Source organism: Nitrosopumilus sp. K4 (assembly GCF_018128925.1).
Lineage (GTDB): Archaea > Thermoproteota > Nitrososphaeria > Nitrososphaerales > Nitrosopumilaceae > HKST03.
This window is the reverse complement of the sequence record NZ_CP067007.1, coordinates 1,612,714-1,631,575: the sequence shown is the minus strand read 5'-3', so window position 1 is coordinate 1,631,575 and position 18,862 is coordinate 1,612,714. Positions and strand designations below refer to the sequence as shown.

Annotated in this window: 26 protein-coding genes; 13 read left to right on the top strand and 13 right to left on the bottom strand. The window is 32.4% G+C overall.

Annotation, left to right across the window (positions count from 1 at the left end; translation table 11 throughout):
* The first annotated feature begins 2 nt into the window (after positions 1-2).
* Together NsoK4_RS09905 and NsoK4_RS09900 are read left to right on the top strand one after the other, a co-directional pair.
* Complete coding sequence (locus NsoK4_RS09905) at positions 3-239, top strand: hypothetical protein (RefSeq protein ID WP_211687363.1); 237 nt, start codon at positions 3-5, stop codon at positions 237-239.
* Positions 240-271: 32 nt separating this feature from the next.
* The gene (locus NsoK4_RS09900) at positions 272-919 is read left to right on the top strand and encodes a Dna2/Cas4 domain-containing protein (RefSeq protein ID WP_211687362.1); all 648 of its coding nucleotides are present in this window, start codon (positions 272-274) and stop codon (positions 917-919) included.
* Positions 920-958: 39 nt separating this feature from the next.
* On the opposite strand, the gene NsoK4_RS10155 is transcribed toward NsoK4_RS09900, so the two are convergent.
* Together NsoK4_RS10155 and NsoK4_RS09895 are read right to left on the bottom strand one after the other, a co-directional pair.
* Positions 959-1,084 carry a hypothetical protein gene (locus NsoK4_RS10155; protein WP_256438675.1) on the bottom strand — a complete coding sequence of 42 codons (126 nt, stop codon included), beginning with the start codon at positions 1,082-1,084 and terminating at the stop codon, positions 959-961.
* Positions 1,085-1,170: 86 nt separating this feature from the next.
* The gene (locus NsoK4_RS09895; protein WP_211687361.1) at positions 1,171-1,719 is read right to left on the bottom strand and encodes a hypothetical protein; all 549 of its coding nucleotides are present in this window, start codon (positions 1,717-1,719) and stop codon (positions 1,171-1,173) included.
* A 100-nt stretch (positions 1,720-1,819) separates the two neighbouring features.
* On the opposite strand from NsoK4_RS09895, the gene NsoK4_RS09890 reads away from it, so the two are divergent.
* Together NsoK4_RS09890 and NsoK4_RS09885 are read left to right on the top strand one after the other, a co-directional pair.
* Positions 1,820-2,170 (top strand): hypothetical protein, encoded by a 351-nt coding sequence (locus NsoK4_RS09890; protein WP_211687360.1) that lies wholly within the window; start codon positions 1,820-1,822, stop codon positions 2,168-2,170.
* Positions 2,171-2,216: 46 nt separating this feature from the next.
* Complete coding sequence (locus NsoK4_RS09885) at positions 2,217-2,573, top strand: hypothetical protein (protein WP_211687359.1); 357 nt, start codon at positions 2,217-2,219, stop codon at positions 2,571-2,573.
* On the opposite strand, the gene pyrH is transcribed toward NsoK4_RS09885, so the two are convergent.
* From pyrH to tmk, 3 genes are read right to left on the bottom strand one after another with little or no spacing between them, the layout of a single operon-like run.
* Positions 2,574-3,257 (bottom strand): UMP kinase, encoded by a 684-nt coding sequence (pyrH, locus tag NsoK4_RS09880; RefSeq protein WP_211687358.1) that lies wholly within the window; start codon positions 3,255-3,257, stop codon positions 2,574-2,576.
* Positions 3,257-4,492 (bottom strand): HD domain-containing protein, encoded by a 1,236-nt coding sequence (locus NsoK4_RS09875; protein ID WP_211687357.1) that lies wholly within the window; start codon positions 4,490-4,492, stop codon positions 3,257-3,259. Before NsoK4_RS09875 ends, pyrH begins: the two co-directional genes overlap by 1 nt.
* Positions 4,489-5,070 carry a dTMP kinase gene (gene tmk / locus NsoK4_RS09870; protein WP_211687356.1) on the bottom strand — a complete coding sequence of 194 codons (582 nt, stop codon included), beginning with the start codon at positions 5,068-5,070 and terminating at the stop codon, positions 4,489-4,491. Before tmk ends, NsoK4_RS09875 begins: the two co-directional genes overlap by 4 nt.
* Before the next feature lie 76 nt (positions 5,071-5,146).
* Here tmk and hsp14 point away from each other — a divergent pair, with 76 nt between their 5' ends.
* Positions 5,147-5,533 (top strand): archaeal heat shock protein Hsp14, encoded by a 387-nt coding sequence (hsp14, locus tag NsoK4_RS09865; RefSeq protein WP_211687355.1) that lies wholly within the window; start codon positions 5,147-5,149, stop codon positions 5,531-5,533.
* Here the strand turns inward: hsp14 and NsoK4_RS09860 are convergent, their stop codons facing one another.
* From NsoK4_RS09860 to NsoK4_RS09830, 7 genes are all read right to left on the bottom strand, one after another.
* Entirely contained in the window at positions 5,534-7,087 is a 1,554-nt protein-coding gene (locus tag NsoK4_RS09860; protein ID WP_211687354.1) for an AarF/ABC1/UbiB kinase family protein, read from the bottom strand.
* A gap of 2 nt (positions 7,088-7,089) precedes the next feature.
* On the bottom strand, positions 7,090-7,476 hold the full coding sequence (locus NsoK4_RS09855) for a hypothetical protein (RefSeq protein WP_211687353.1): 387 nt from the start codon (positions 7,474-7,476) through the stop codon (positions 7,090-7,092).
* Positions 7,477-7,541: 65 nt separating this feature from the next.
* Positions 7,542-7,739, bottom strand: coding sequence for a hypothetical protein (locus NsoK4_RS09850; RefSeq protein WP_211689073.1), 198 nt, complete (start codon positions 7,737-7,739; stop codon positions 7,542-7,544).
* 190 nt (positions 7,740-7,929) lie between these two features.
* A complete protein-coding gene (locus NsoK4_RS09845; RefSeq protein ID WP_211687352.1) occupies positions 7,930-8,262 on the bottom strand; it encodes a hypothetical protein in 333 nt (110 codons plus the stop codon).
* Between the two features lie 35 nt (positions 8,263-8,297).
* Positions 8,298-9,602 (bottom strand): COG1361 S-layer family protein, encoded by a 1,305-nt coding sequence (locus NsoK4_RS09840; protein WP_211687351.1) that lies wholly within the window; start codon positions 9,600-9,602, stop codon positions 8,298-8,300.
* Positions 9,599-10,189 (bottom strand): ABC transporter ATP-binding protein, encoded by a 591-nt coding sequence (locus tag NsoK4_RS09835; protein ID WP_249111199.1) that lies wholly within the window; start codon positions 10,187-10,189, stop codon positions 9,599-9,601. The genes NsoK4_RS09840 and NsoK4_RS09835 overlap by 4 nt, the downstream gene beginning before the upstream one ends.
* Positions 10,190-10,295: 106 nt before the next feature.
* The gene (locus NsoK4_RS09830; protein WP_211689064.1) at positions 10,296-11,453 is read right to left on the bottom strand and encodes an ABC transporter permease; all 1,158 of its coding nucleotides are present in this window, start codon (positions 11,451-11,453) and stop codon (positions 10,296-10,298) included.
* Between the two features lie 146 nt (positions 11,454-11,599).
* Between NsoK4_RS09830 and NsoK4_RS09825 the strand changes: the two genes are divergently transcribed.
* Both NsoK4_RS09825 and NsoK4_RS09820 read left to right on the top strand, forming a co-directional pair.
* Complete coding sequence (locus NsoK4_RS09825; RefSeq protein WP_211687350.1) at positions 11,600-12,502, top strand: AsnC family transcriptional regulator; 903 nt, start codon at positions 11,600-11,602, stop codon at positions 12,500-12,502.
* A 24-nt stretch (positions 12,503-12,526) separates the two neighbouring features.
* Positions 12,527-13,042, top strand: coding sequence for an NUDIX hydrolase (locus NsoK4_RS09820; protein ID WP_211687349.1), 516 nt, complete (start codon positions 12,527-12,529; stop codon positions 13,040-13,042).
* Here the strand turns inward: NsoK4_RS09820 and NsoK4_RS09815 are convergent.
* Complete coding sequence (locus tag NsoK4_RS09815; RefSeq protein WP_211687348.1) at positions 13,039-14,019, bottom strand: phosphate uptake regulator PhoU; 981 nt, start codon at positions 14,017-14,019, stop codon at positions 13,039-13,041. The genes NsoK4_RS09820 and NsoK4_RS09815 overlap by 4 nt on opposite strands.
* Before the next feature lie 65 nt (positions 14,020-14,084).
* Between NsoK4_RS09815 and NsoK4_RS09810 the strand changes: the two genes are divergently transcribed.
* The 6 genes from NsoK4_RS09810 to NsoK4_RS09785 are packed head-to-tail and all read left to right on the top strand — an operon-like array spanning position 14,085 to position 18,854.
* Entirely contained in the window at positions 14,085-14,993 is a 909-nt protein-coding gene (locus tag NsoK4_RS09810; RefSeq protein WP_211687347.1) for a pantoate kinase, read from the top strand.
* Positions 14,994-15,003: 10 nt separating this feature from the next.
* Positions 15,004-15,768 carry a 4-phosphopantoate--beta-alanine ligase gene (locus NsoK4_RS09805; protein ID WP_211687346.1) on the top strand — a complete coding sequence of 255 codons (765 nt, stop codon included), beginning with the start codon at positions 15,004-15,006 and terminating at the stop codon, positions 15,766-15,768.
* On the top strand, positions 15,761-16,600 hold the full coding sequence (gene panB / locus NsoK4_RS09800; protein WP_211687345.1) for a 3-methyl-2-oxobutanoate hydroxymethyltransferase: 840 nt from the start codon (positions 15,761-15,763) through the stop codon (positions 16,598-16,600). The genes NsoK4_RS09805 and panB overlap by 8 nt, the downstream gene beginning before the upstream one ends.
* Complete coding sequence (coaBC, locus tag NsoK4_RS09795) at positions 16,590-17,840, top strand: bifunctional phosphopantothenoylcysteine decarboxylase/phosphopantothenate--cysteine ligase CoaBC (protein ID WP_211687344.1); 1,251 nt, start codon at positions 16,590-16,592, stop codon at positions 17,838-17,840. Before panB ends, coaBC begins: the two co-directional genes overlap by 11 nt.
* Complete coding sequence (locus NsoK4_RS09790; protein ID WP_211687343.1) at positions 17,837-18,010, top strand: hypothetical protein; 174 nt, start codon at positions 17,837-17,839, stop codon at positions 18,008-18,010. The genes coaBC and NsoK4_RS09790 overlap by 4 nt, the downstream gene beginning before the upstream one ends.
* 1 nt (position 18,011) lies before the next feature.
* The gene (locus NsoK4_RS09785) at positions 18,012-18,854 is read left to right on the top strand and encodes a methyltransferase domain-containing protein (protein ID WP_249111061.1); all 843 of its coding nucleotides are present in this window, start codon (positions 18,012-18,014) and stop codon (positions 18,852-18,854) included.
* Positions 18,855-18,862: the final 8 nt, after the last annotated feature.

The following is an 18,862-nucleotide window of genomic DNA, read 5'->3' as shown; positions in this document are numbered from 1 at the left end:
AGATGATCAGATTTCCAAAGAAAAAAACTGATATTTCCACTGAAACTGTAATCAACACTATTTGGGTCAGTAGTTTTATGGCTATGGTTTTCTCAATTCCACCATTAGGTATTTTCCTAGGAATCTATTTTGGTACCGGTAATCTCATAATTGGTGCAATCTTAGGATTTGGGGTTCATTTTGTCACATTAGCATTTTCTAGCAAAATTTCAAAATTTTTGACAAATATTATGAGTTAACCTATTAGGATGGATTAGATAAGTGAAGTACAATGATGGGAGACAGGGATTTTCGAAGTATTATCAAAAATGCAGTAGACTCTATAGGACGAGAGTTAGATATTGAAATTGATTCTAAGGACATTAAGACAATCCATCTAAAAGAGGTAGTTCAGTGTCTCAGACGATCATATTATGACAGAATTGATCCAAAAGAAATTGAGAGGAAAGGATTTAGTGATCTTTTAGCAGGATTACTTCGGAAATTACAGTACGGTAGTGAGCCAAAACAATTTGCAATCGAAGACATTAGTCTAAAGGCACAAGCAGATATGATAGTCGATGATTCCATAATTTTATTCAGACCAGCTCATTCCACACCTGAATCACCTGAAGCAAATGATTTACTGTATCTCAATGCATGTCTCTGGATATATGACAAAAAAGATGGAATGATCATCTATATTTCAGGAGATAGAGAAGAGTCAAGTTTTTCATTAATTAGAGACAAGAAGATGTTTGAAGAAGTAGTTAGGAGGGTAAGAGTACTAAATGATCTTCTAAAGGAGCAAAAAACCCCAATTGTTGAGCCATCAAAAGATTGTATGGAATGTCAATATTATCAAAAATGTTTCATTGCAAAAAAAGAAACCAAACAGACATCTCTTGCTGAAATGCTTGGGTTAGGTAAAGACAATTAGAAAATTTGAAAAATATTGTAAAGGAATGAATTCCTTTGTTTAGTCTAGTGGTTCAGGGTGTCCTTTTCCACGAAGTGCAAAACATACAACTGCTAATGCAATTGCAACCCCTATTGCTGAGCCATATGCGGCCATTCCTGCTTCTGCCATTTGATCAAAACCCACTTTACGGGCTTTTATAATTTTGCCAATATTTTTTCTCTAAAAACATATTATCATAATTTTTTATTTTTATGATACACTGATAGTTACTAAGCTGTAAGTTCAAAATGAAGTTCATTTTCCTGTCCGCTAGTCATTGAACTTAGATTGTAAAAGACATCACCAGTAATTTTCCAATTTGCAGTGTTACTTTCAAGTGAAGACCACAGTTCTGGAATATTTCCATTATTTTTTAAGATCACCTTGTCTTTTAGAATCATTTCAGCCCCACCAAGAAGAGTATAATAATTTGAACCAAATTCTACCATTCCTTCAGGCCTGCTTCCAAGTTGACCACCGGAGATTTGTTTATTTTCAGAAAAATTAGTTTCATACAATTGGTAATCAACTACTTGAACAATCATAGAAGCAGGATTTGGATTTGTAAGTTTGAATTTAATCTCAATTGTAGCAGATCTTTCAGAAATATTAGTTACTGAAATATCATCTAATGCAACAGCTATTGGTTCAACCTTAATAATTTCTTTTTCGGGTTGTGAAGATGCCAGATTTTCTATTGTTGAACCAGATGTAAGAACTACAGCAATAATTGCACCTAGTCCAATTATGGCAGCTATTACAAAGATTTTGGGATTCATCGTATTTTCAAACTTCCTAGATATCTTAAATGTTAAGATGTAAAAGGAGTTCGTCTCAAAAACATAGTTATTTTAAGGTCAATAAGAAGATCAATGTAAAATGGTAGAACAAACTGTACACGGTTCAGGAGGATATGTTGTTGCTGAACTAACTGAAGACCAATTGAAAAAAGCGGATCTTGGAGTGGGTAAATTGTTTCTAGCACCAATTGGAAAATTAGAACAAGAAAAAATGAAAAAGCATTTTTGTAAAAATTGTGAATCAGAATTTGATAGCTCACCAAATATCAAGCTTGAAGAAAGTACAAACGAAGAAGTAGCAGATAATCTAATCCTAGTAGAAAGAGGTCAGTATACATGCCAAAAATGTGATTCAATAATTGGTGAATACAGAGTATTTCAAAAGAAAGATGAATCCAGTGAAGTTGGCAACGCAAAACCAATGGATTAGATCTAATCTGAAAATAGTTATTATATCATAAAAACGGGAAAAAAACATGCAATATTTCCAGGCAGTACAACAAGGAAAACAGAGAGCAAGTAAATCTCAAATGAAGATGTTTGATGCTGCAGGATTTGGAATGCTAACACTTACAACAAAAAAAGTAAATGGGCAATTTGTTCCAGTTGGAGAAGAAGACCTGACCGCTGTAATAAACTCCCTAGATGGATTTGTTGCAATTATTGTAGATAATGACGGGTTTACTAAAGCACAATCTAAGGCCGTAGAAAAAGAAGAGGCATTCAAAATATACAAAAAACTAAGAGATTCTGGAATGCCAGAATTTCCTGGAAAAGAAATTCAGATATGGTCTGAGACACGACCAACTATTCAAAACGAAATTTCAGAATAATCATTTTGATGCAAGAATTATTTCAGTTCCAACATCTGAGCCTTTGATTGCTTTTTCAATAATTTTTGGATCTGCCTTGAGAATTCTGGTTTTGATTTTTGAGCGTTCTATAATTTTCAATGCAACAATATCCATCAAATCATAACCACCTGCCACAGAATCCTCATGGACCAACATTGTTTTCAAATGTTTTAGATCAATTCTTTTGAATTTCTTTGCTTTTTTGAATTTGTTTGGATCCATATCATATACTCCATCAACATCAGTTGCATTAAGGAATTGTTCAGCTTTGACTTTTTCGGCAATTAGAGCTGCTGTTCCATTTGTGCTTTGTCCTGGATGTAGTCCTCCTGCAACCACAATCAGACCATCATCAACTGCATGTCTTACTTCTTGAAGTGTAGTTGGAGGATGGGAATACGCTTTGTTTTTTAAAGCGTAAATCAAGAGTTTTGCATTTAATCTAGAAATCTCAATACCTAATTCGTCAAGTGTAGATTCATCAGCGCCAGATGATCTTGCATGTGAAATATAGTGTCTTGCAATATTACCACCGCCTGCAATCACAATTGGTTGGCAAACTTTGCTGATTTTGACCAAAAATGATGCATAGTCTTTAAGCATTTTGACATTATCCATGCCAAAAACTCTACCAGATAGTTTGATTACAATTCTTTTTTTCATTATTTTAATCCATCAAGTATTGATTTTGCGGCAATTTCAACTTTGTTTCGATTCTTTTGGTGTGTGTAAATTCTCAAGATATTCATAAATCCAGATATTGCTGAAACTACAGGGATTTTTGAAATAGATAGTTCTTGAGCAGATGATTTTCCATTTTCTTGACTAATTAGAATAATTTGTTTTGATTCCTTCTTTGAAGGTGCAAGAGGTATAGATGGAGTAACAGAACTGTCAACAAAAATTTCAGTTTCATCAATTTTAGATTTTTTAGAAATTGAGGATCTTAATTCGTTTGTTTTGATCTTTCCCAAATTTCTTGTACTAGTTAGAATTCTTTCATAAACGCATTTGAGTAATTTCCTATTTTGATAATCTATTGCAAATTGTTTTGCTCTCTTTAATTTTGAAGATTTTGATGAGATTAGTTTTGATAATACATACTCGTCTGTTAATTTTACATATTCATCAAGATTAAAGGACGTAAAACCAAATTCATCATCAGATAAGCGTAATGCTTCCAAAAGCATTACTTCTGCTGCTCTAACTGTTTTATGAAAATAGACTGCCTTAAACATTTGATATCTAGAATGCATCATTGATTCAAATGAATACAAGGCAGAACGTTCTAAAGCAAGTTTTTGTTTGTATACATCTAATGATTGAGTTAATCGTTTGTGATCAATCTTTGCATGTTCTGCTCCTGTAAAATAACCATCTCTTAGCAAATAATCCATCATATCAGCGCTTAATGCTCCAGAAACAATTTCATTCAAATACTGAAATTTAGAATCGCCAAAGGCTATCTTTGTTACAAGTTTTTTATCAAATCCGTTTTTTGAAATACTATCACCAATTTCAGATTTTAGAATTATTTCCTTACCAAAATCCTCATGTGACACTTTCTTTTTTTGTATGATTTCTTCAAAAAGATGAGAGAATGGACCGTGTCCAATGTCATGTAAGAGTCCTGCAAGTCTCAAAATTTGAATATCCTCAGATTTTATAATCCCTTTTTCAAATAATGCATTTCCCGCCTGCCCAGAGATATGCATTACACCTAATGAATGCTCAAATCTTGTGTGTTGTGCCGCAGGATATGTCAGGTGAGCGCCAGATAATTGTCTAATTCTTCTTAGTCTTTGGAAAATTGGATTATCAATTAATTTGAGTTCATGATCATATACGCGAATAAAATCGTGAATGGGATCTATTATGTCTAGATAATTTTTTTTCATAATCCTATTTTTTTTGAAAATGTTTTTAGAATTTCTTCATGAACTTCTTGTTTTGATTTTGAGGCATCTATAATTTTCCAGTGTTTTTTCTTTGCAGTCTTTCTATAAAGAACTGAGATTTTTCTTAGGAATTCTTCATTTTTTTCAAATTTATCTCGGTTTGCCTTTTTTCTATTAAATGATTCAGTTTGAGTAACATCTAGTAAAACAACAAGATCAGCTTTTGGAAGTCCCGTATCTAGATTTTCTAGCCATTTTTGCTTCATGCCATTTGCCAGACCATATACTAAATTTGATTGATAGTACCGATTCATTATCAATACTGAATTTTTTGATTGTGCCTTGATAATTTCATCTAATTTTTCCCATCTATTTGCAGCAAGAAGGCAATGAATTACTTGTGGGGGAAATTTTCTTTTTCCTGCTAGATATTTTGCAATCTCTTTGCCAATTGGTGTTTTGTAATCAGGAAAGCTAAAGGTCTTTGTTTTGATCTTTCTTTTTGTAAGAGCCTTGGCAAGCATTGCAGTTTGAGTTTTTTTGCCTGCCTGATCTCCACCCTCAATAACAATAATCATAGTCAATTGAACAGAGAAATTGATTGATTAAAAATCTATCAAAGTTTATAACCAAAAATTAACCACATATCACAAAATGGGATTAGTGAAATCTATGGCTAAAGAAATGATGAAAGAAATAGGAAACAAATCAAGAGAATTTTATGAATTTGTTTTACCGCCTGTTGATATACACCTAGATGATGAAAAATTGACATTAATTGTAGATATGCCTGGATTTCAGAAAAAAGATATCAAATTATCGCTTGATGGAAATATTTTGTCAATTCAAGCATGTAAGGAAATTTCTGATGATAAAAAACACAACATGGTATGTAATCAAAGACCAAACATTATTGATAAAAAAATGAGATTGCCAATTGAACTTAAAGAAGAATCTGTAACTTCAGCAAAATACGAACAAGGTGTTTTAACAATTACTATTCCTGTTCAAAAGCGTGGAAAAGATATCAAAGTAGAATAACTAATGATTCCTAAAAACTGCAAAAATTCCCATTGTTATTAGTGAGCCAACCATTCCAATTGTACCAATTGATTCGTCAGATGAATACAAAAGAGCAGATCCAATAAACATAGAAGCTGAAAGTATACTACCAGAAAGTAGGATATTTGATTTAGGTTTTGCATTAAGCAATTGAAGAGATCTTTTTTCATCTAAGAATTTTTTTAATTCTGGTGCAATGGAAATAGTTGCATCTATGGATTTTGCAAATCTTTCAAATGAGTACTTCAGTTCTTCGATATACGCATCCTTTATCAAACTCTCTTCTTCCAAAATTTCTCTAACAACTTTGACAAATTTGAAATCAACTTTGTGTGTTTTGTAAATTCCCTCAATAATAGATGCCATTCTCATGTATAGTGCCAAGTTTTTTGGAAGAACAAATGGAAATTTGCTCATAGTTTTGTTTGCAAGTTCCATCAAGCTTTCAACTTCCATTTCATCAGGTTTTTTTCCATGCATTGCTCTAACTGTAAGCTCAATTCCTTTTTCAATTACTGAACGATTAAAATCTGGAGTAAGCATTCCAAGATCATTCATTGCATTTACTGTTCTAGGAGGATCTTTTTCTACAAGAGCAAGATAGAGACGAATTAGTCTGAGTCTAGTTTCATTATCAAGTCTTCCAACCATTCCATAGTCATACAAAATCAGTTTTCCATTATCAGTAACTGAGATATTTCCAGGGTGAGGGTCAGCATGAAAAACAGAATGTCTAAGGAGCATCGTAAAGAAGACTTTGTGTACATCAACGACTAGTTTCTGCCTATCAATCCCTTTTTCATTGAGTGCCTCAACATTTGTTACTTTGATTCCAGGCAGATATTCCATCGTAAGGACATTCTTAGAAGAATACTTGTCATATACCTCGGGAACAACAACTTTATCGTTTTTTTCCATGTCATGCTTTATTTTTTTTAGATTTGTGGATTCATTCGTATAATCCATTTCTTCATGAATGGTTTCAATAAATTGAGACAGCATAGCCTTTGCTGAAAAACGTAAATTTGGATCAACGAATCTTAATGCTAGGGGAAGAATTTTTTTTAGAACTTTAATGTCTTCTTTAACAACCGTTTCGATTCCAGGTCTTTTAACTTTTACAACAATCTCTTGTCCAGATAGTGTTCCACGATAAACTTGCCCTAAAGATGCACCAGAGACAGGATTTGGATCAATATTTTCAAATGTTTCATCGATTGGACCAATATCATTTTCAATTATTGGTTTTACCTGATCAAATGGCGCTGCAGGAACGTTATCCTGAAGTTTTGCAAGTTCTTCTAAGTATGGCTGTGGAAGTATATCAGCTCTCGAGGATAACCATTGTCCAAGTTTTATGTAAACAGGTCCCAATGAAATGAATGTGTTTAGAACTTTTCTTGCATTTTTTCTAAATCTTTCTAAATCAAGTTCTTTGCCTTCTTGATTAACCCATTTTTTTCTATCCTTCCTTAAGGCAAAAATAGATGGCAAAAGCTTTACCAATACATGTATAGTTCTAACAGTTGACATTTCTACTCCAAATAATTTTTAATTTTTTTAGTTGCAATATATCCCATGTATCCAGAAATTATAGAAGATGCCAATCCTGTTGTAATGGATGATTTTTTTGAATTGTTTTTGTTAGATAATGCTTTTCCAATTTGAGAGCCTCCAAATATAGCACAAGCTAATCCAATCAAAACTTCTGGTGCATCATGTACCAAGTGACCAAGAGGATCTATTCTTGGATCAATTTTATCAGTATGAACTAGAAATTTATCATCATATTCTCTAATGTGTAAATTTCCATAACGATATTGTTTGTTTGCACCATTTTTTTGGCCTAGAACTGTTTCTTCTGCTCCATCTAACATAAATTCACGAAGTTCTTTAGGAACTTCTATTTCATCAAACGACATGATCGCAAGATCTAGTAATTGCTTATAATCTTAAGGTCTTTTGGAGGTATCTGAGAAGAAAATTACTAATTTTTTGATTTTTCTTTAAATTTTCCTTTATTGACAATTGCAAGACTAGCTAAAAATACAACTATCATTGAAATTCCAGTAACATATGCAAAACTAAATTCATCTTGGGGTTTTTCCTCATCAAGATAAAATATTGCAATAGTGGCAATCAACAAAACAACGCCAAGAAGAGTAAGAAGCCTATGGGTTTCCAATAAAACTAATTTAAAAAATTAGTATATGAATTGAGTATTTTCAAATTCTACCTCATAGTAATGGTGTTGTGACAAATCCAACAACAGCACCAGCTAGAAATAGAAACAGAGTTTTTCCCATGCCCAATAATTATACTACAAAATATGATATAATGTTGGCGTTTTTTTCCCAAAAATGGAATTATGCGATCTAAGGAGTCGATTCCATTTTTGAGAGTTTTTGTATAACTTGATCTAGTTCTACCTTGTTTTCATCAATAACCCGTTTTAGAACTTGAATCTCTTGTTTTAGTTGTTCCAAGTTTTCATCATCAGAATCACTGATTTGTTGTTGAAGATCACTCAGAATTTTCTGATTGTACTGATTAATTTTTTCTAATTCTTCTTTGTAGTTTGTTAGTTTTTCATAGGGTGTAGATTTTTCTACAACTTCTATTGGTTGTTGATTAGTCAAATATCCATATGAAATAATTGAACCACCAATTACTAGTGCTGCAATCAGAATAATTAAAGTAAGTTTCATTTTAAAATTAGCACATAATTTCTATATTTCTAATTTTAGTTTGTATTGGTTTTGGTACTTTTACGCTTACGATACAAATAGAATCCAAGACCTGCAGCAATTATTAGAGGAATTATGAGCATTTGAGAAGTATTATCAGATTCTTCATCATTTGATGGTTTTTCAATAAAAATTGTTGTTTCATAAGGAAGAAAGATTTCATCTCTAGTATTATCTTTGTATCTAACAATAATTTTGATATCATGCGCACCATACTTTGGTTCACCATCAAATTCTAATGGAACATTAAATGGGACAGGTGCGTCAATTTCTATTTCATCAATAAACTGAGTTTTTGTTTTAATGTTTGAATCATTTAATCCTTCTAATGTAACAAACCCAAACAAACCATCTTCATTTCCTTCATTAATTATTTCACCAACAACCATTTGGGTTCCTGATAATTCAATTACTTTAACATCATATACTGATAAATCAATTAGACCTTTAATGTAAAAATCAACAATTTTAGAAATTGTTTGTTGATCACCATGTGCATTATAGTAGTTTATTGACAATGGGATTCTTAATGTATCTCCCTTTAGAGATTCTGGAACATATACTGTTGCAGTAAGATATCTGGAAGACTTTGGATTAATGTTACCAATATCCCAATTGGATTCCAAAATTACAACATTTTCAACATTTGTAGTTGATGATGCAGTTGATGCAATTTCAGTTTGAGTATTTGTTGCCACAATATCTACACTTGAAATTGGAGCAGTTCCATCATTTGATATTTCAATTATGACTTCATTTGTTCTCAATGATGTTAAAAATGGCTCAAGTGCCCTTACGTTGATAATACTATCACCTGTAACTTTGAAATCAAATTCAGAGAAGGAAGTTCTAACTCCCGACTCTCTTAATCTAGAATAATCTACCTTTACAGTTCCAGGATATTGTTGAATCTTTGCATTTTTGTCAATATTTACAAAAAATGTTAGATGAAAATTTTCTCCTGCAAGTGAATTGGAATCACTGTCAGCATAAATTGTAGAACTTGGACCATCTGCAGATGAAAATCCAAACGGTAATGATAATTGTCCTCTAATTCCTGTAATATCTTGTGTTCCTACATTTGCAAATACAACTGTAAATGGAACATTTAGATCACCGGGTTCAACTTCAATTTTGTTATTGATGGTTCCAAAATAGGCATCAAGAAACTTAACATCACCATAATCTCTTTCAAAAGGAGAATCACCAAATCCGCCTGATGAAATTTGAGCAAATGAGGACTCAATAAGTAAAGGTGATAAAAAAACCAATCCAAACAAGACTGTAATTTTTGAGATCATGCCACAACCTCCATTTGAGAAGGTAAGTCACCCTCAAATGCACGTCCATCTTTGATAGTAATTACCCTATCAACATCTCCAAAATGTTCTCTATCATGAGTTACAATTATGAAAGTTTGATTCAGTTTTTTTGCCATAGATTTTAGTAGATTAACAATTTTTTCTGAAGTCACTGAATCAAGATTTCCTGTGGGTTCATCAGCCAATACAATAGAGGGGTTATTTATCAAACCTCTCGCAATTGCTGCACGTTGAGCTTGACCACCAGAAATCTTATTTGCTCTTTTATTCATTTGAGATTCTAATCCCACTGCAGAAAGTAATTCGCTTGCATCTTTTTCTGATGTTTCATTGGTTCCAGCAATTTGCCTTGGAAGCAATACATTTTCAAGTACTGTAAGATCAGATAGAAGATTAGAAAATTGGAAAATGAATCCTAGTTTTTTATTTCTAAATGAAGAAACTTTTCCATCATCAAGAAGCGTGGTATCAGTTCCATCAATGAAAACTTTACCATTTGTTGGTTGGTCTAACAAACCAATCATGTTTAGCAAAGTGGATTTTCCTGAGCCAGAACTACCAACAATGAGAACAAATTCGCCTTTTTCAATTGAAAATGAAACATTATCAAGAGCTTTTACTTTATTTTCTCCTTCTCCGTAAATTTTACTTAGATTTTGGATTTCAAGTACCTTAGACAGTTCTCATCGCCTCCACAGGTAGAAGTTTTGTTGCTCTATACGACGGATATAATGATGCAATTATCGCTAGAATAAATGAAGTCAAGGCAGTTTGTGTAATTTTTACCCAATCATAACTTACTTCCAAAGGAAGACTATTGTTAAATGACATCTTTGTTTCTTTTGCATAAAATGTGTATCCCAAGCCTGCAGCAGTGCCTACACCAGCACCTATTGCACCAATAATCATTCCTTGGAAGATAAAGATAATCAAAATATCTTTTCTTTTTGCACCAATAGATCTCATAACACCTATTTCACGTGTTTTACCATTTACCAACATCATCTGAATTGTAACTATAGCAAATGCAGACGACATCATTCCAAAATATCCAATCATGTTGATCATTGCGATACCAGATCTAAATCCTGCAAGTTGTTCTTCAGCAGATTCTTCAATGGTTTCAGCTAAAAAATCATCATTAGGAAATGATCTCAAAAAGAATTCTTTTACTTCAAAAGCTTTGTTAGGATCATTTAGCTTTACCATAAAGGAGCCAGATTCGCCGTCTCGTTTCATCATATCACGTAATGTGTCAATATGTACAACTGCAGTATAATCAAATCCTTGTCCACCAGGAGATTTTGCAATTCCAGAAACTGTAAATCGTCTTATTTGATCTTCACCATATCTATCCACTACAAGAACTTTAACACTGTCTCCTACTTGTGCACCTCCCAGATCGTCTGCTATGTTTGAACCAAGCACAATGGAATTTCTTGAAAATACATAGCTTCCATCAGATATTGTTTCATGAACAGTAGATGCTCTAACATCTCTAAATGGATCAACCCCAACTATAGGTATTCGAGTTTCTTCAATTAATTTTCCATTTTTTGTCATGTTCATCTCGGCCGTTGATGAAAGCCGCGGAGTCGCAGCTTCAACATAAGGTATCCTTTCAAACCAATTGGCCAATGAAAGATCAGATTTATCGATATAGTCTGCCTCATCAGTAACAAGAATGTCACCGTTTCGATAGTTGCTAATGTCTCGGACTATTGCATCAAAAAGACCCTGAAAAATTACAAAGTTTACATGAATTACTAAAATGCCAATCGTAACTGCTAAGACAGCGCCGATTAGACTCCCTTTTTTGTTAAATAGCATTCTTTTTGCTAGAGTTAACCTATATTCCACAAAAATAATAAAATAGTCTATTATTTAATATCTATCATACATAGTGCTAACAGTATAGACAATTTTATATCAAATAGGTTTATTCCATATAGTAATAATGGTGTATAGGTGATAAATTGGACAATTTAGATATTAGAATTTTGGGTAGATTATTGAACAATTGTAGGGAATCAGACAGACAAATTGGAAAAGAATTAGGAATTTCAGGAGGAGCAGTTAGAGCAAGAATTCGAAAAATGCAAAATTCCAAAGTTATTGAAAAATTTACAATTCGAGTAGAGCCACCAGTATTAGGATATGGCGTTTTGTATTTTGTGGTGTCAGGCCAAAATACAAAAGAGATATTAGAGCAGGTAAGTCTAGTTGGTCAACCATTTTTTGTTGTACCATGTGTAGGTGGCGTTACAGTATGCAGCATTGTAGTTAAAGATAACATGGAGCAAAAAATTGAATTAGCAAAACAACTAATGAAAGATGTAAGAGTACTATCAATTTTTGAAGCTGAAAATCCTGGATATAGCACAAATCTTACAAAGACAGATTTAGAAATTATTGAAAAACTGTTGGACAATCCAAGAGAAAAGATTGAATCCATTGCAAAAAAAACTAACCTTTCTACAAAAACAGTCACAAGATGCTTAGAAAAATTGCAAGAAAATGACGGAATACAATTTACACTAATCTATGATCCTACGAAAATTGAAGGTTTTATTCCTCATGCAATACTGACATGGATTGAAAGAGACCTAAAAGAAACTTTAACTCAAATGAATGAAAAATTTTCTGATTCATATTTACAAATACCATTTATTTCAAAAAATCAAATTGTGTTATTTATGTATAGTAATGATATTTTTCAAATGGACGACATTACTCAAAAAGTAAGAAATGTAAATAATGTTAAAAGTGCTGATTTGTTTATTCCAAAGAAGATTACATTTTTAGAAAAGTGGCTTGAAGATAGCATTAAAGAAGCAAAAAAATCCCCTACTTTGCATTTATCATATCAAACAAATTAAATAATAACTGAATAAACGGATTGTGTGAAAAAGAAAAAGATCTATGAAGGAAAAATTTTAGGTCTTAGTGTTTATCATGGTATAATTGAAGGAAGAAAAGTAAAACGTGAAATGATAGAGCATAGAGGAGCTGCTGCTATGCTAGCGTTTGATGAAAAAGGCAAAGTGATTTTGGTAAAACAGCATAGATTTCCACATGGATACGTATTAGAAATTCCAGCAGGAACGTTGGAAAAAGGAGAAGAGCCAAAAAAATGTGCTTTTAGAGAATTAGAAGAGGAAACAGGCTATAGAGCCAAAAAAATGACACCTTTAATCTCATTTTATCCTTCAATTGGCTATAATTCTGAAATAATCTATTGTTATGTTGCTTCAGGTTTGAAAAAAATTGCAGAGTTGAAATTAGATGAAGATGAGATACTTTCTGTAGAAAAGATAGAACTACAAAAAGTTATGAGAATGATAAAGACTGGAAAAATCCAGGATTCAAAAACTATTTGTGCAGTAATGACTTATGCGGCAAAAAAGAAACTAAACTAGTCATTATAGATCGGTTTTACGAGATCAACTACATCAGCCCAAGATTTTGAAATTCTTTCAAAGCGATAAACAATATCAAGAAAATCAATTGGAATTTGTTTTTTATTTCCAAGTATAATTCTTAATTTGGCTAACTTTTCTTGAAATTCTTTATGTAATGAAATTGCTTCTATGGCTAACAATCTATCGGGTTTAGTAAATGCATCAATTGATTTTTCTGCAATAATATGAAAATTTTGAACAATACCATGTATTTTTTTGAGATTATCTTCAGATAATGATGAGTTGTAAATAAGATCAGATAGCTCTACAATTGTATCGCCAGCATTTTCTAAAAGATTTGCAGCGACTCTATAATCAAGTACATCAATATTTCCAAGATTAAATACATTTGCTAATTTTTTGTCAACAAGAGTACTTCTGATAAGTCTCACTAAAAGAAAATATTGTCTGTTAACTTCCACATCTCTATTTGATAATGTCTGTAGATTCGATTTGTCATTAGAAATTAATCCATTGCAAACATCTTCATACATACCAAGTGCAATTGAGCTCATTCTTTTGAGAATTTTTTCAGGGTTTAGTGTAGTGGAATCAAGTAAAAATTGCATGTTAATGTTTGATGCATCCTCTTCAACAATTTCCATACCAACCAAACGTCTCATAGAATTTCGAATTTTTTCTCTGTCTTCACCAGGAAGAATTGATTTTGAATTAATCTGAATAATATCATATCCTAGAAGATATGCACCGGTAATGTCTGCAACAATATTTTCTTCTTTAGGCAATGGATATGTAATTACTAATTCTTTAGTTGGTCTAGTCTCCTTATTTGCGGAAATGGAGATACTATCATGTCCTGTTTCAATCTCAACTTGGCTACTTTTATCCAAATTATTTGCATCAATCCATTCTTTTGGGAGTGAAACTAGAATGCTACTTCCAATTTTTTGTAGGCGTCGAATAAATTTAGTCAATTTATACTAATTTAATTAATTTAAGCCATATTCTTATATTTTGTGTAAAATTTAAACTCAGATCAATGGAGGCAACTGCATTTTGTCCAGCTCACATTACCGGATTCTTCAAAGCTTATCTTGATGAAGAATCAAGAATTTCAGAAAATCTTGGTTCGATGGGGGCAGGTTTTTCCATCAAACAGGGAGTAACAACGCATGTTACTATTACACCAAAGAAAAATGACTCAAGTTTCAAGATTTCTACTTACGGTTATAAGTCAGATAAAACCGATGTCTCTGAATTTGTCTTAAAAGAATTTTTGAAAATGGGAAATTTTGATGAATTATTCTTTGACATTATACATGAAATATCAATTCCAGTTGGATACGGATTAGGTTCTAGCAGTGCAGTTGCATTATCACTTGCTTATGCGCTTGATCAAGTTCTTCAAACAAAATTAGAACATGAGAAGATTGGAAAAATTGCACATAATGCAGAAGTAAATTGTAAAACAGGATTAGGTGATGTATTAGCATCATATCATGGTGGCTTTGAGATTAGAGTAAAACCTGGAGCTCCTGGAATAGGAATTGTTGAAAAAATTAACACAGAACCAATGTCAATCATAATGATTTGTTTTTCTCCAATTTCAACAAACAAATTTCTCAAAGAAAGACTTTCACAAATAAATGGTCTAGGTGGCAAAATGGTCAATAAATTATTAGAGTCAAGAAATTATGAGCATTTCCAAGACATGTCATTAGAATTTGCAAAATATGTTGATGTAATGACACCAAGAATGGAAAAACTGATCAAAGAATTAGAACTAAATGAAATCAAATGTGGGATTGCACTTTTTGGTGAGACGGTATTTTCAATGGTTTCAAAAGATAAAGAACAGAAAGTTTTAGATATATTTGAAAAATATGCTGAAGGAATTGTTTTAAAATCAGAATTAGATAAGCTAGGGGCCAGAGTTTTAGAAAATTAATTGAATTTTAATGACTGTAATTCCTAAATCTCATCCAAGAGCAAAATCACTTTTAATTAGAGAAAAGCTTGTCAATGGATTTGATAAAGGTCTAGTTGCAAAAGAAGGATTATTAGCACAAGGCAGAGGAGAAGCTTTTGATTATTTACTTGGTGAAAAAACGGGTAAAACAGCAAAGAAAGCAATTAAGGCTGCTGCAGCACAGATTATTTTAGCAAATACGCCTGTTATTTCAGTAAATGGAAACATTGCTGCATTATGCCCAAGAAAAATAGTAAAACTAGCAAAAACTACAGGTGCAAAAATTGAGGTAAATTTGTTTTATCATAATGAAAAAAGAAAGCAAAACATTGTAAATGCTCTAAAAAAGAATGGTGCAAGGGAAATTTTAGGCATAGATCAGAAATTCAAAGCAAAACTTCAGGGAATAGATTCTGCAAGAAGAATAGTAGACAAGAACGGGATTCTTGCAGCAGACGTGGTAGTTGTTCCTTTAGAGGATGGTGATAGAACATTGGCTTTAAGAAAATCAGGAAAAACAGTGATTACATTTGATCTTAATCCACTTTCAAGAACTTCACAAACTGCAAACATCACAATAGTAGATAATGTTACACGTGCAATTGATATCTTGATTAAAGAATGCAAGAAATTATCTGTAAAAAAACCTTCATCATTACAAAAGATGGTTGATGATTTCGATAACAAAAAAAATCTTTCAGAAAATATTATAGAAATTAAAAATAATCTTTCTAGGAGGTTAAAAATTGCATAAATTGGTTCAAGATATTATTAACATGAAAAAAGAAGGGAAAAAAATTTCAGTAATTACAAGTTATGATTATACGTTAGCTTCTCTTTGTGACAAAGCAGGAATTGATGTACTGTTAGTTGGAGATAGTGCAGGTATGGTAATGTTGGGATACGAAAATACCATTCCAGTTACAATGGAACAGATGTGTATGTTTACAGAAGCCGTAAGTCGTGCACGACACAATTCATTACTTGTTGCAGATTTACCATTCATGTCATATCAAGTCAGCATAGAAGATGCAATAAGAAATGCCGGAAAACTAATCAAGGCAGGAGCTGATGCAGTAAAACTAGAAGGGGGTTCTGTAATGGCTGAAACAATTAGTGCAATTGTGGATATAGGAATTCCAGTAATGGGTCATATTGGATTGCAACCACAAACAACAATGCTATCACAAGGTTACAAGGTTCAAGGAAAAACCAAAGATACAGCAATGAGGTTGATTCAAGACGCAAAAGAGCTCGAAGAAGCTGGTGTATTTAGCATTGCATTAGAAATGGTAAGCCATGAAGTTGCAGAAATCATATCAGATACTATCAACATTCCAACAATAGGCATTGGTTCAGGCGTTGGATGTAACGGACAAGTTTTGGTTGTTCAGGATTTGTTAGGCATGTATGACAAAATAAAGCCAAAATTTGCAAAAAGATACATGAATTTGTCTGAAGATATTGTAAAATCACTTGAAAATTACAGAAATGATGTACAAGCAGGTGTTTTTCCATCTGAGGAAAACTGGTTTTCTATGGAAAAAAAAGAGTTTGATAAATTAAGAGAGGAAATTGGTAGCTAAACGAAAAATTGCAAAAGAGGATCATCCATCATTAGATATTGTCTCCTCGTACGGCGTAGAACTGTCAGGCAAGAAAATTGTTCTTTGTGTTGCAGGAAGTGTTGCAGCGTACAAATCAATAGAACTAGCAAGGCTACTAATGAGACATGGTGCAGATGTAACGTGTGTTGCAAGTAATGCAGTAACAAAGCTAATCCAACCTGATTACTTCAAATGGGCTACAGGAAATGATGTCATTACAAAGCTTACAGGAGAACTAGAACACATCAGATTAGCAGACTATAATCAATCAGAACTTATGATTGTGTATCCAGCTACTGCAAATACATTAGGAAAACTTGCAAATGGAATTGATGATACACCAGTTTCTACAGTATTAACAGTTGGATTTGGCTCAAAAATCCCAATACTAATGTGTCTTGCAATGCACGAGTCAATGTACGAAAACTCTGCAGTTAAAAAAAATATTGAATTTTTAAAAAAGAAAATAGAGTTTCTTAGTCCACAAATGATAGAAGGTAAAGCAAAAGCTCCAGAGCCTGAAGATGTGTTAGAATACGTACTACAAAAATTTGGCTCATCACCAATTTTAAAAAATAAAAAAGTGTTAATGACAGCAGGTCCAACAATAGAATACATTGATCCAGTAAGGGTGATAACAAATCTTAGTTCTGGAAAAACTGGAGTGTTATTGGCATCAGAGTTAATTTCAGCAGGCGCAAAAGTTACCTTGGTGTATGGTCCTGGAAATGAAAAGCCGCCTAAGGGTTGTAAGTTAATTGATGTAAATACAAGCAAGGAGATGTATGATGCAACAAAAAAAGAACTGAAAAAGAAATTTGATATTGTAATTATGGCAGCAGCTGCATCAGACTACACACCAGAAAAATTTTCAAAATCTAAAATTAAAAGTGATAAAAAATCTATGACAGTTAGGCTCAAAAAGACACCAAAAATCATTGATCTTGTAAAAAAAATGCAAAACGATGTCATGTTAGTAGGATTTAAGGCAGAAACAAATCTTTCAAAAAATGCATTAGTTAAATCTGCTAAGAGAAAAATGAGAGACTCTAATGCAGACATAATAATTGCAAATGATATTGGTAGCAAATATCAAAAAAATACAAACAATAATGAGATACTGTTTATTGATTCAAGAAAAGTTGTTTCTTCTGGTAGAAAGAAAAAAGAATTAGTTGTAAAATTCATTAGAAAAGAATTAGAAAAAAGAATGAAATGAAAAACTCAGAACTTCGAAAATTAATTTCAGAGTACAGAGAAATTAAACAAAAAATAAAGAAGAAAAATGTAGATAGTATAAAATTATCTGAAAAGATAAAAGAAATAGAACACAGATACTTTCATGAAACAGGAAGAAGATTAAAATCAGATTTTACTCAGATTGGTTAAAGTGAATAAAGTAAGACACAGTGAATATAAAAAAAATAATATGGCAACTTGGAATGAAGTTGCACCTAGATATCACAAAAGATGGGCAAGCTCAAATTCAGGGCCGTTTCAAAGTACAAAAAAATTAGTTGATCTAGTCATGGTGGAAAAAGGAGACAAAGTTCTTGATGTTGCATGTGGAACAGGTGTCGTTACAAAGAGACTTGGTGAAAAGGTTGGAAAAACAGGATATGTAATTGGGGTTGATACTTCAATTACTGCAATAAAGATTGCAAAGAAGATCAACAATAAGCATAATCTACATTTTGTAAATGTAGATGCTGAAAAATTTTCATTTAAAGAAAAATTCGATGCAGTTACATGTCAGTATGGGTTGTTTTTCTTTCCAGATGCAAAAAGGGCACTCAAAAATATGAAAAATAGCCTCAAAGAAACAGGTACTTTGGGAATTTCTGTACATGGTCACAAGGACAGAGTACCATTTTTTGGAAACATCTTAGATGCAGTCACAAAGTATATTCCAGATTATATTCCTCCAGGTACGCCATCTCTTGACAGGTATGGAACAAAAAAGGCGTTAAGAGACGAGGTTAAAAATGCAGGATTTAAAAAAATTTCAGTGAGAGATTTTGTATTCAAGTTTACGCCAGGCAGTTTTGATGATTACTGGACAAATTATCTAAGATATGTTGCAAAGCCAATCAAAGAAAAACTAAACTCTCTTGAAAAATCTCAGAGAAAAGAGCTAAAAGAATCAGTTAGGGAAAATACCAAAAAACACACTAAAAGAAACGGAATTATTGAATTTCCTTGGGAAGTTTTAATTTTGACTGCAAAAAACTAAAGTAAGAA

Coding starts and splice junctions, on each gene's coding strand:
- NsoK4_RS09905 (WP_211687363.1), top strand. CDS start 3: ATGATCAGATTTCCAAAGAAAAAAACTGATATTTCCACTGAAACTGTA.
- NsoK4_RS09900 (WP_211687362.1), top strand. CDS start 272: ATGATGGGAGACAGGGATTTTCGAAGTATTATCAAAAATGCAGTAGAC.
- NsoK4_RS09895 (WP_211687361.1), bottom strand. CDS start 1,719: ATGAATCCCAAAATCTTTGTAATAGCTGCCATAATTGGACTAGGTGCA.
- NsoK4_RS09890 (WP_211687360.1), top strand. CDS start 1,820: ATGGTAGAACAAACTGTACACGGTTCAGGAGGATATGTTGTTGCTGAA.
- NsoK4_RS09885 (WP_211687359.1), top strand. CDS start 2,217: ATGCAATATTTCCAGGCAGTACAACAAGGAAAACAGAGAGCAAGTAAA.
- pyrH (WP_211687358.1), bottom strand. CDS start 3,257: ATGAAAAAAAGAATTGTAATCAAACTATCTGGTAGAGTTTTTGGCATG.
- NsoK4_RS09875 (WP_211687357.1), bottom strand. CDS start 4,492: ATGAAAAAAAATTATCTAGACATAATAGATCCCATTCACGATTTTATT.
- tmk (WP_211687356.1), bottom strand. CDS start 5,070: ATGATTATTGTTATTGAGGGTGGAGATCAGGCAGGCAAAAAAACTCAA.
- hsp14 (WP_211687355.1), top strand. CDS start 5,147: ATGGGATTAGTGAAATCTATGGCTAAAGAAATGATGAAAGAAATAGGA.
- NsoK4_RS09860 (WP_211687354.1), bottom strand. CDS start 7,087: ATGTCAACTGTTAGAACTATACATGTATTGGTAAAGCTTTTGCCATCT.
- NsoK4_RS09855 (WP_211687353.1), bottom strand. CDS start 7,476: ATGTCGTTTGATGAAATAGAAGTTCCTAAAGAACTTCGTGAATTTATG.
- NsoK4_RS09845 (WP_211687352.1), bottom strand. CDS start 8,262: ATGAAACTTACTTTAATTATTCTGATTGCAGCACTAGTAATTGGTGGT.
- NsoK4_RS09840 (WP_211687351.1), bottom strand. CDS start 9,602: ATGATCTCAAAAATTACAGTCTTGTTTGGATTGGTTTTTTTATCACCT.
- NsoK4_RS09830 (WP_211689064.1), bottom strand. CDS start 11,453: ATGCTATTTAACAAAAAAGGGAGTCTAATCGGCGCTGTCTTAGCAGTT.
- NsoK4_RS09810 (WP_211687347.1), top strand. CDS start 14,085: ATGGAGGCAACTGCATTTTGTCCAGCTCACATTACCGGATTCTTCAAA.
- NsoK4_RS09805 (WP_211687346.1), top strand. CDS start 15,004: ATGACTGTAATTCCTAAATCTCATCCAAGAGCAAAATCACTTTTAATT.
- NsoK4_RS09790 (WP_211687343.1), top strand. CDS start 17,837: ATGAAAAACTCAGAACTTCGAAAATTAATTTCAGAGTACAGAGAAATT.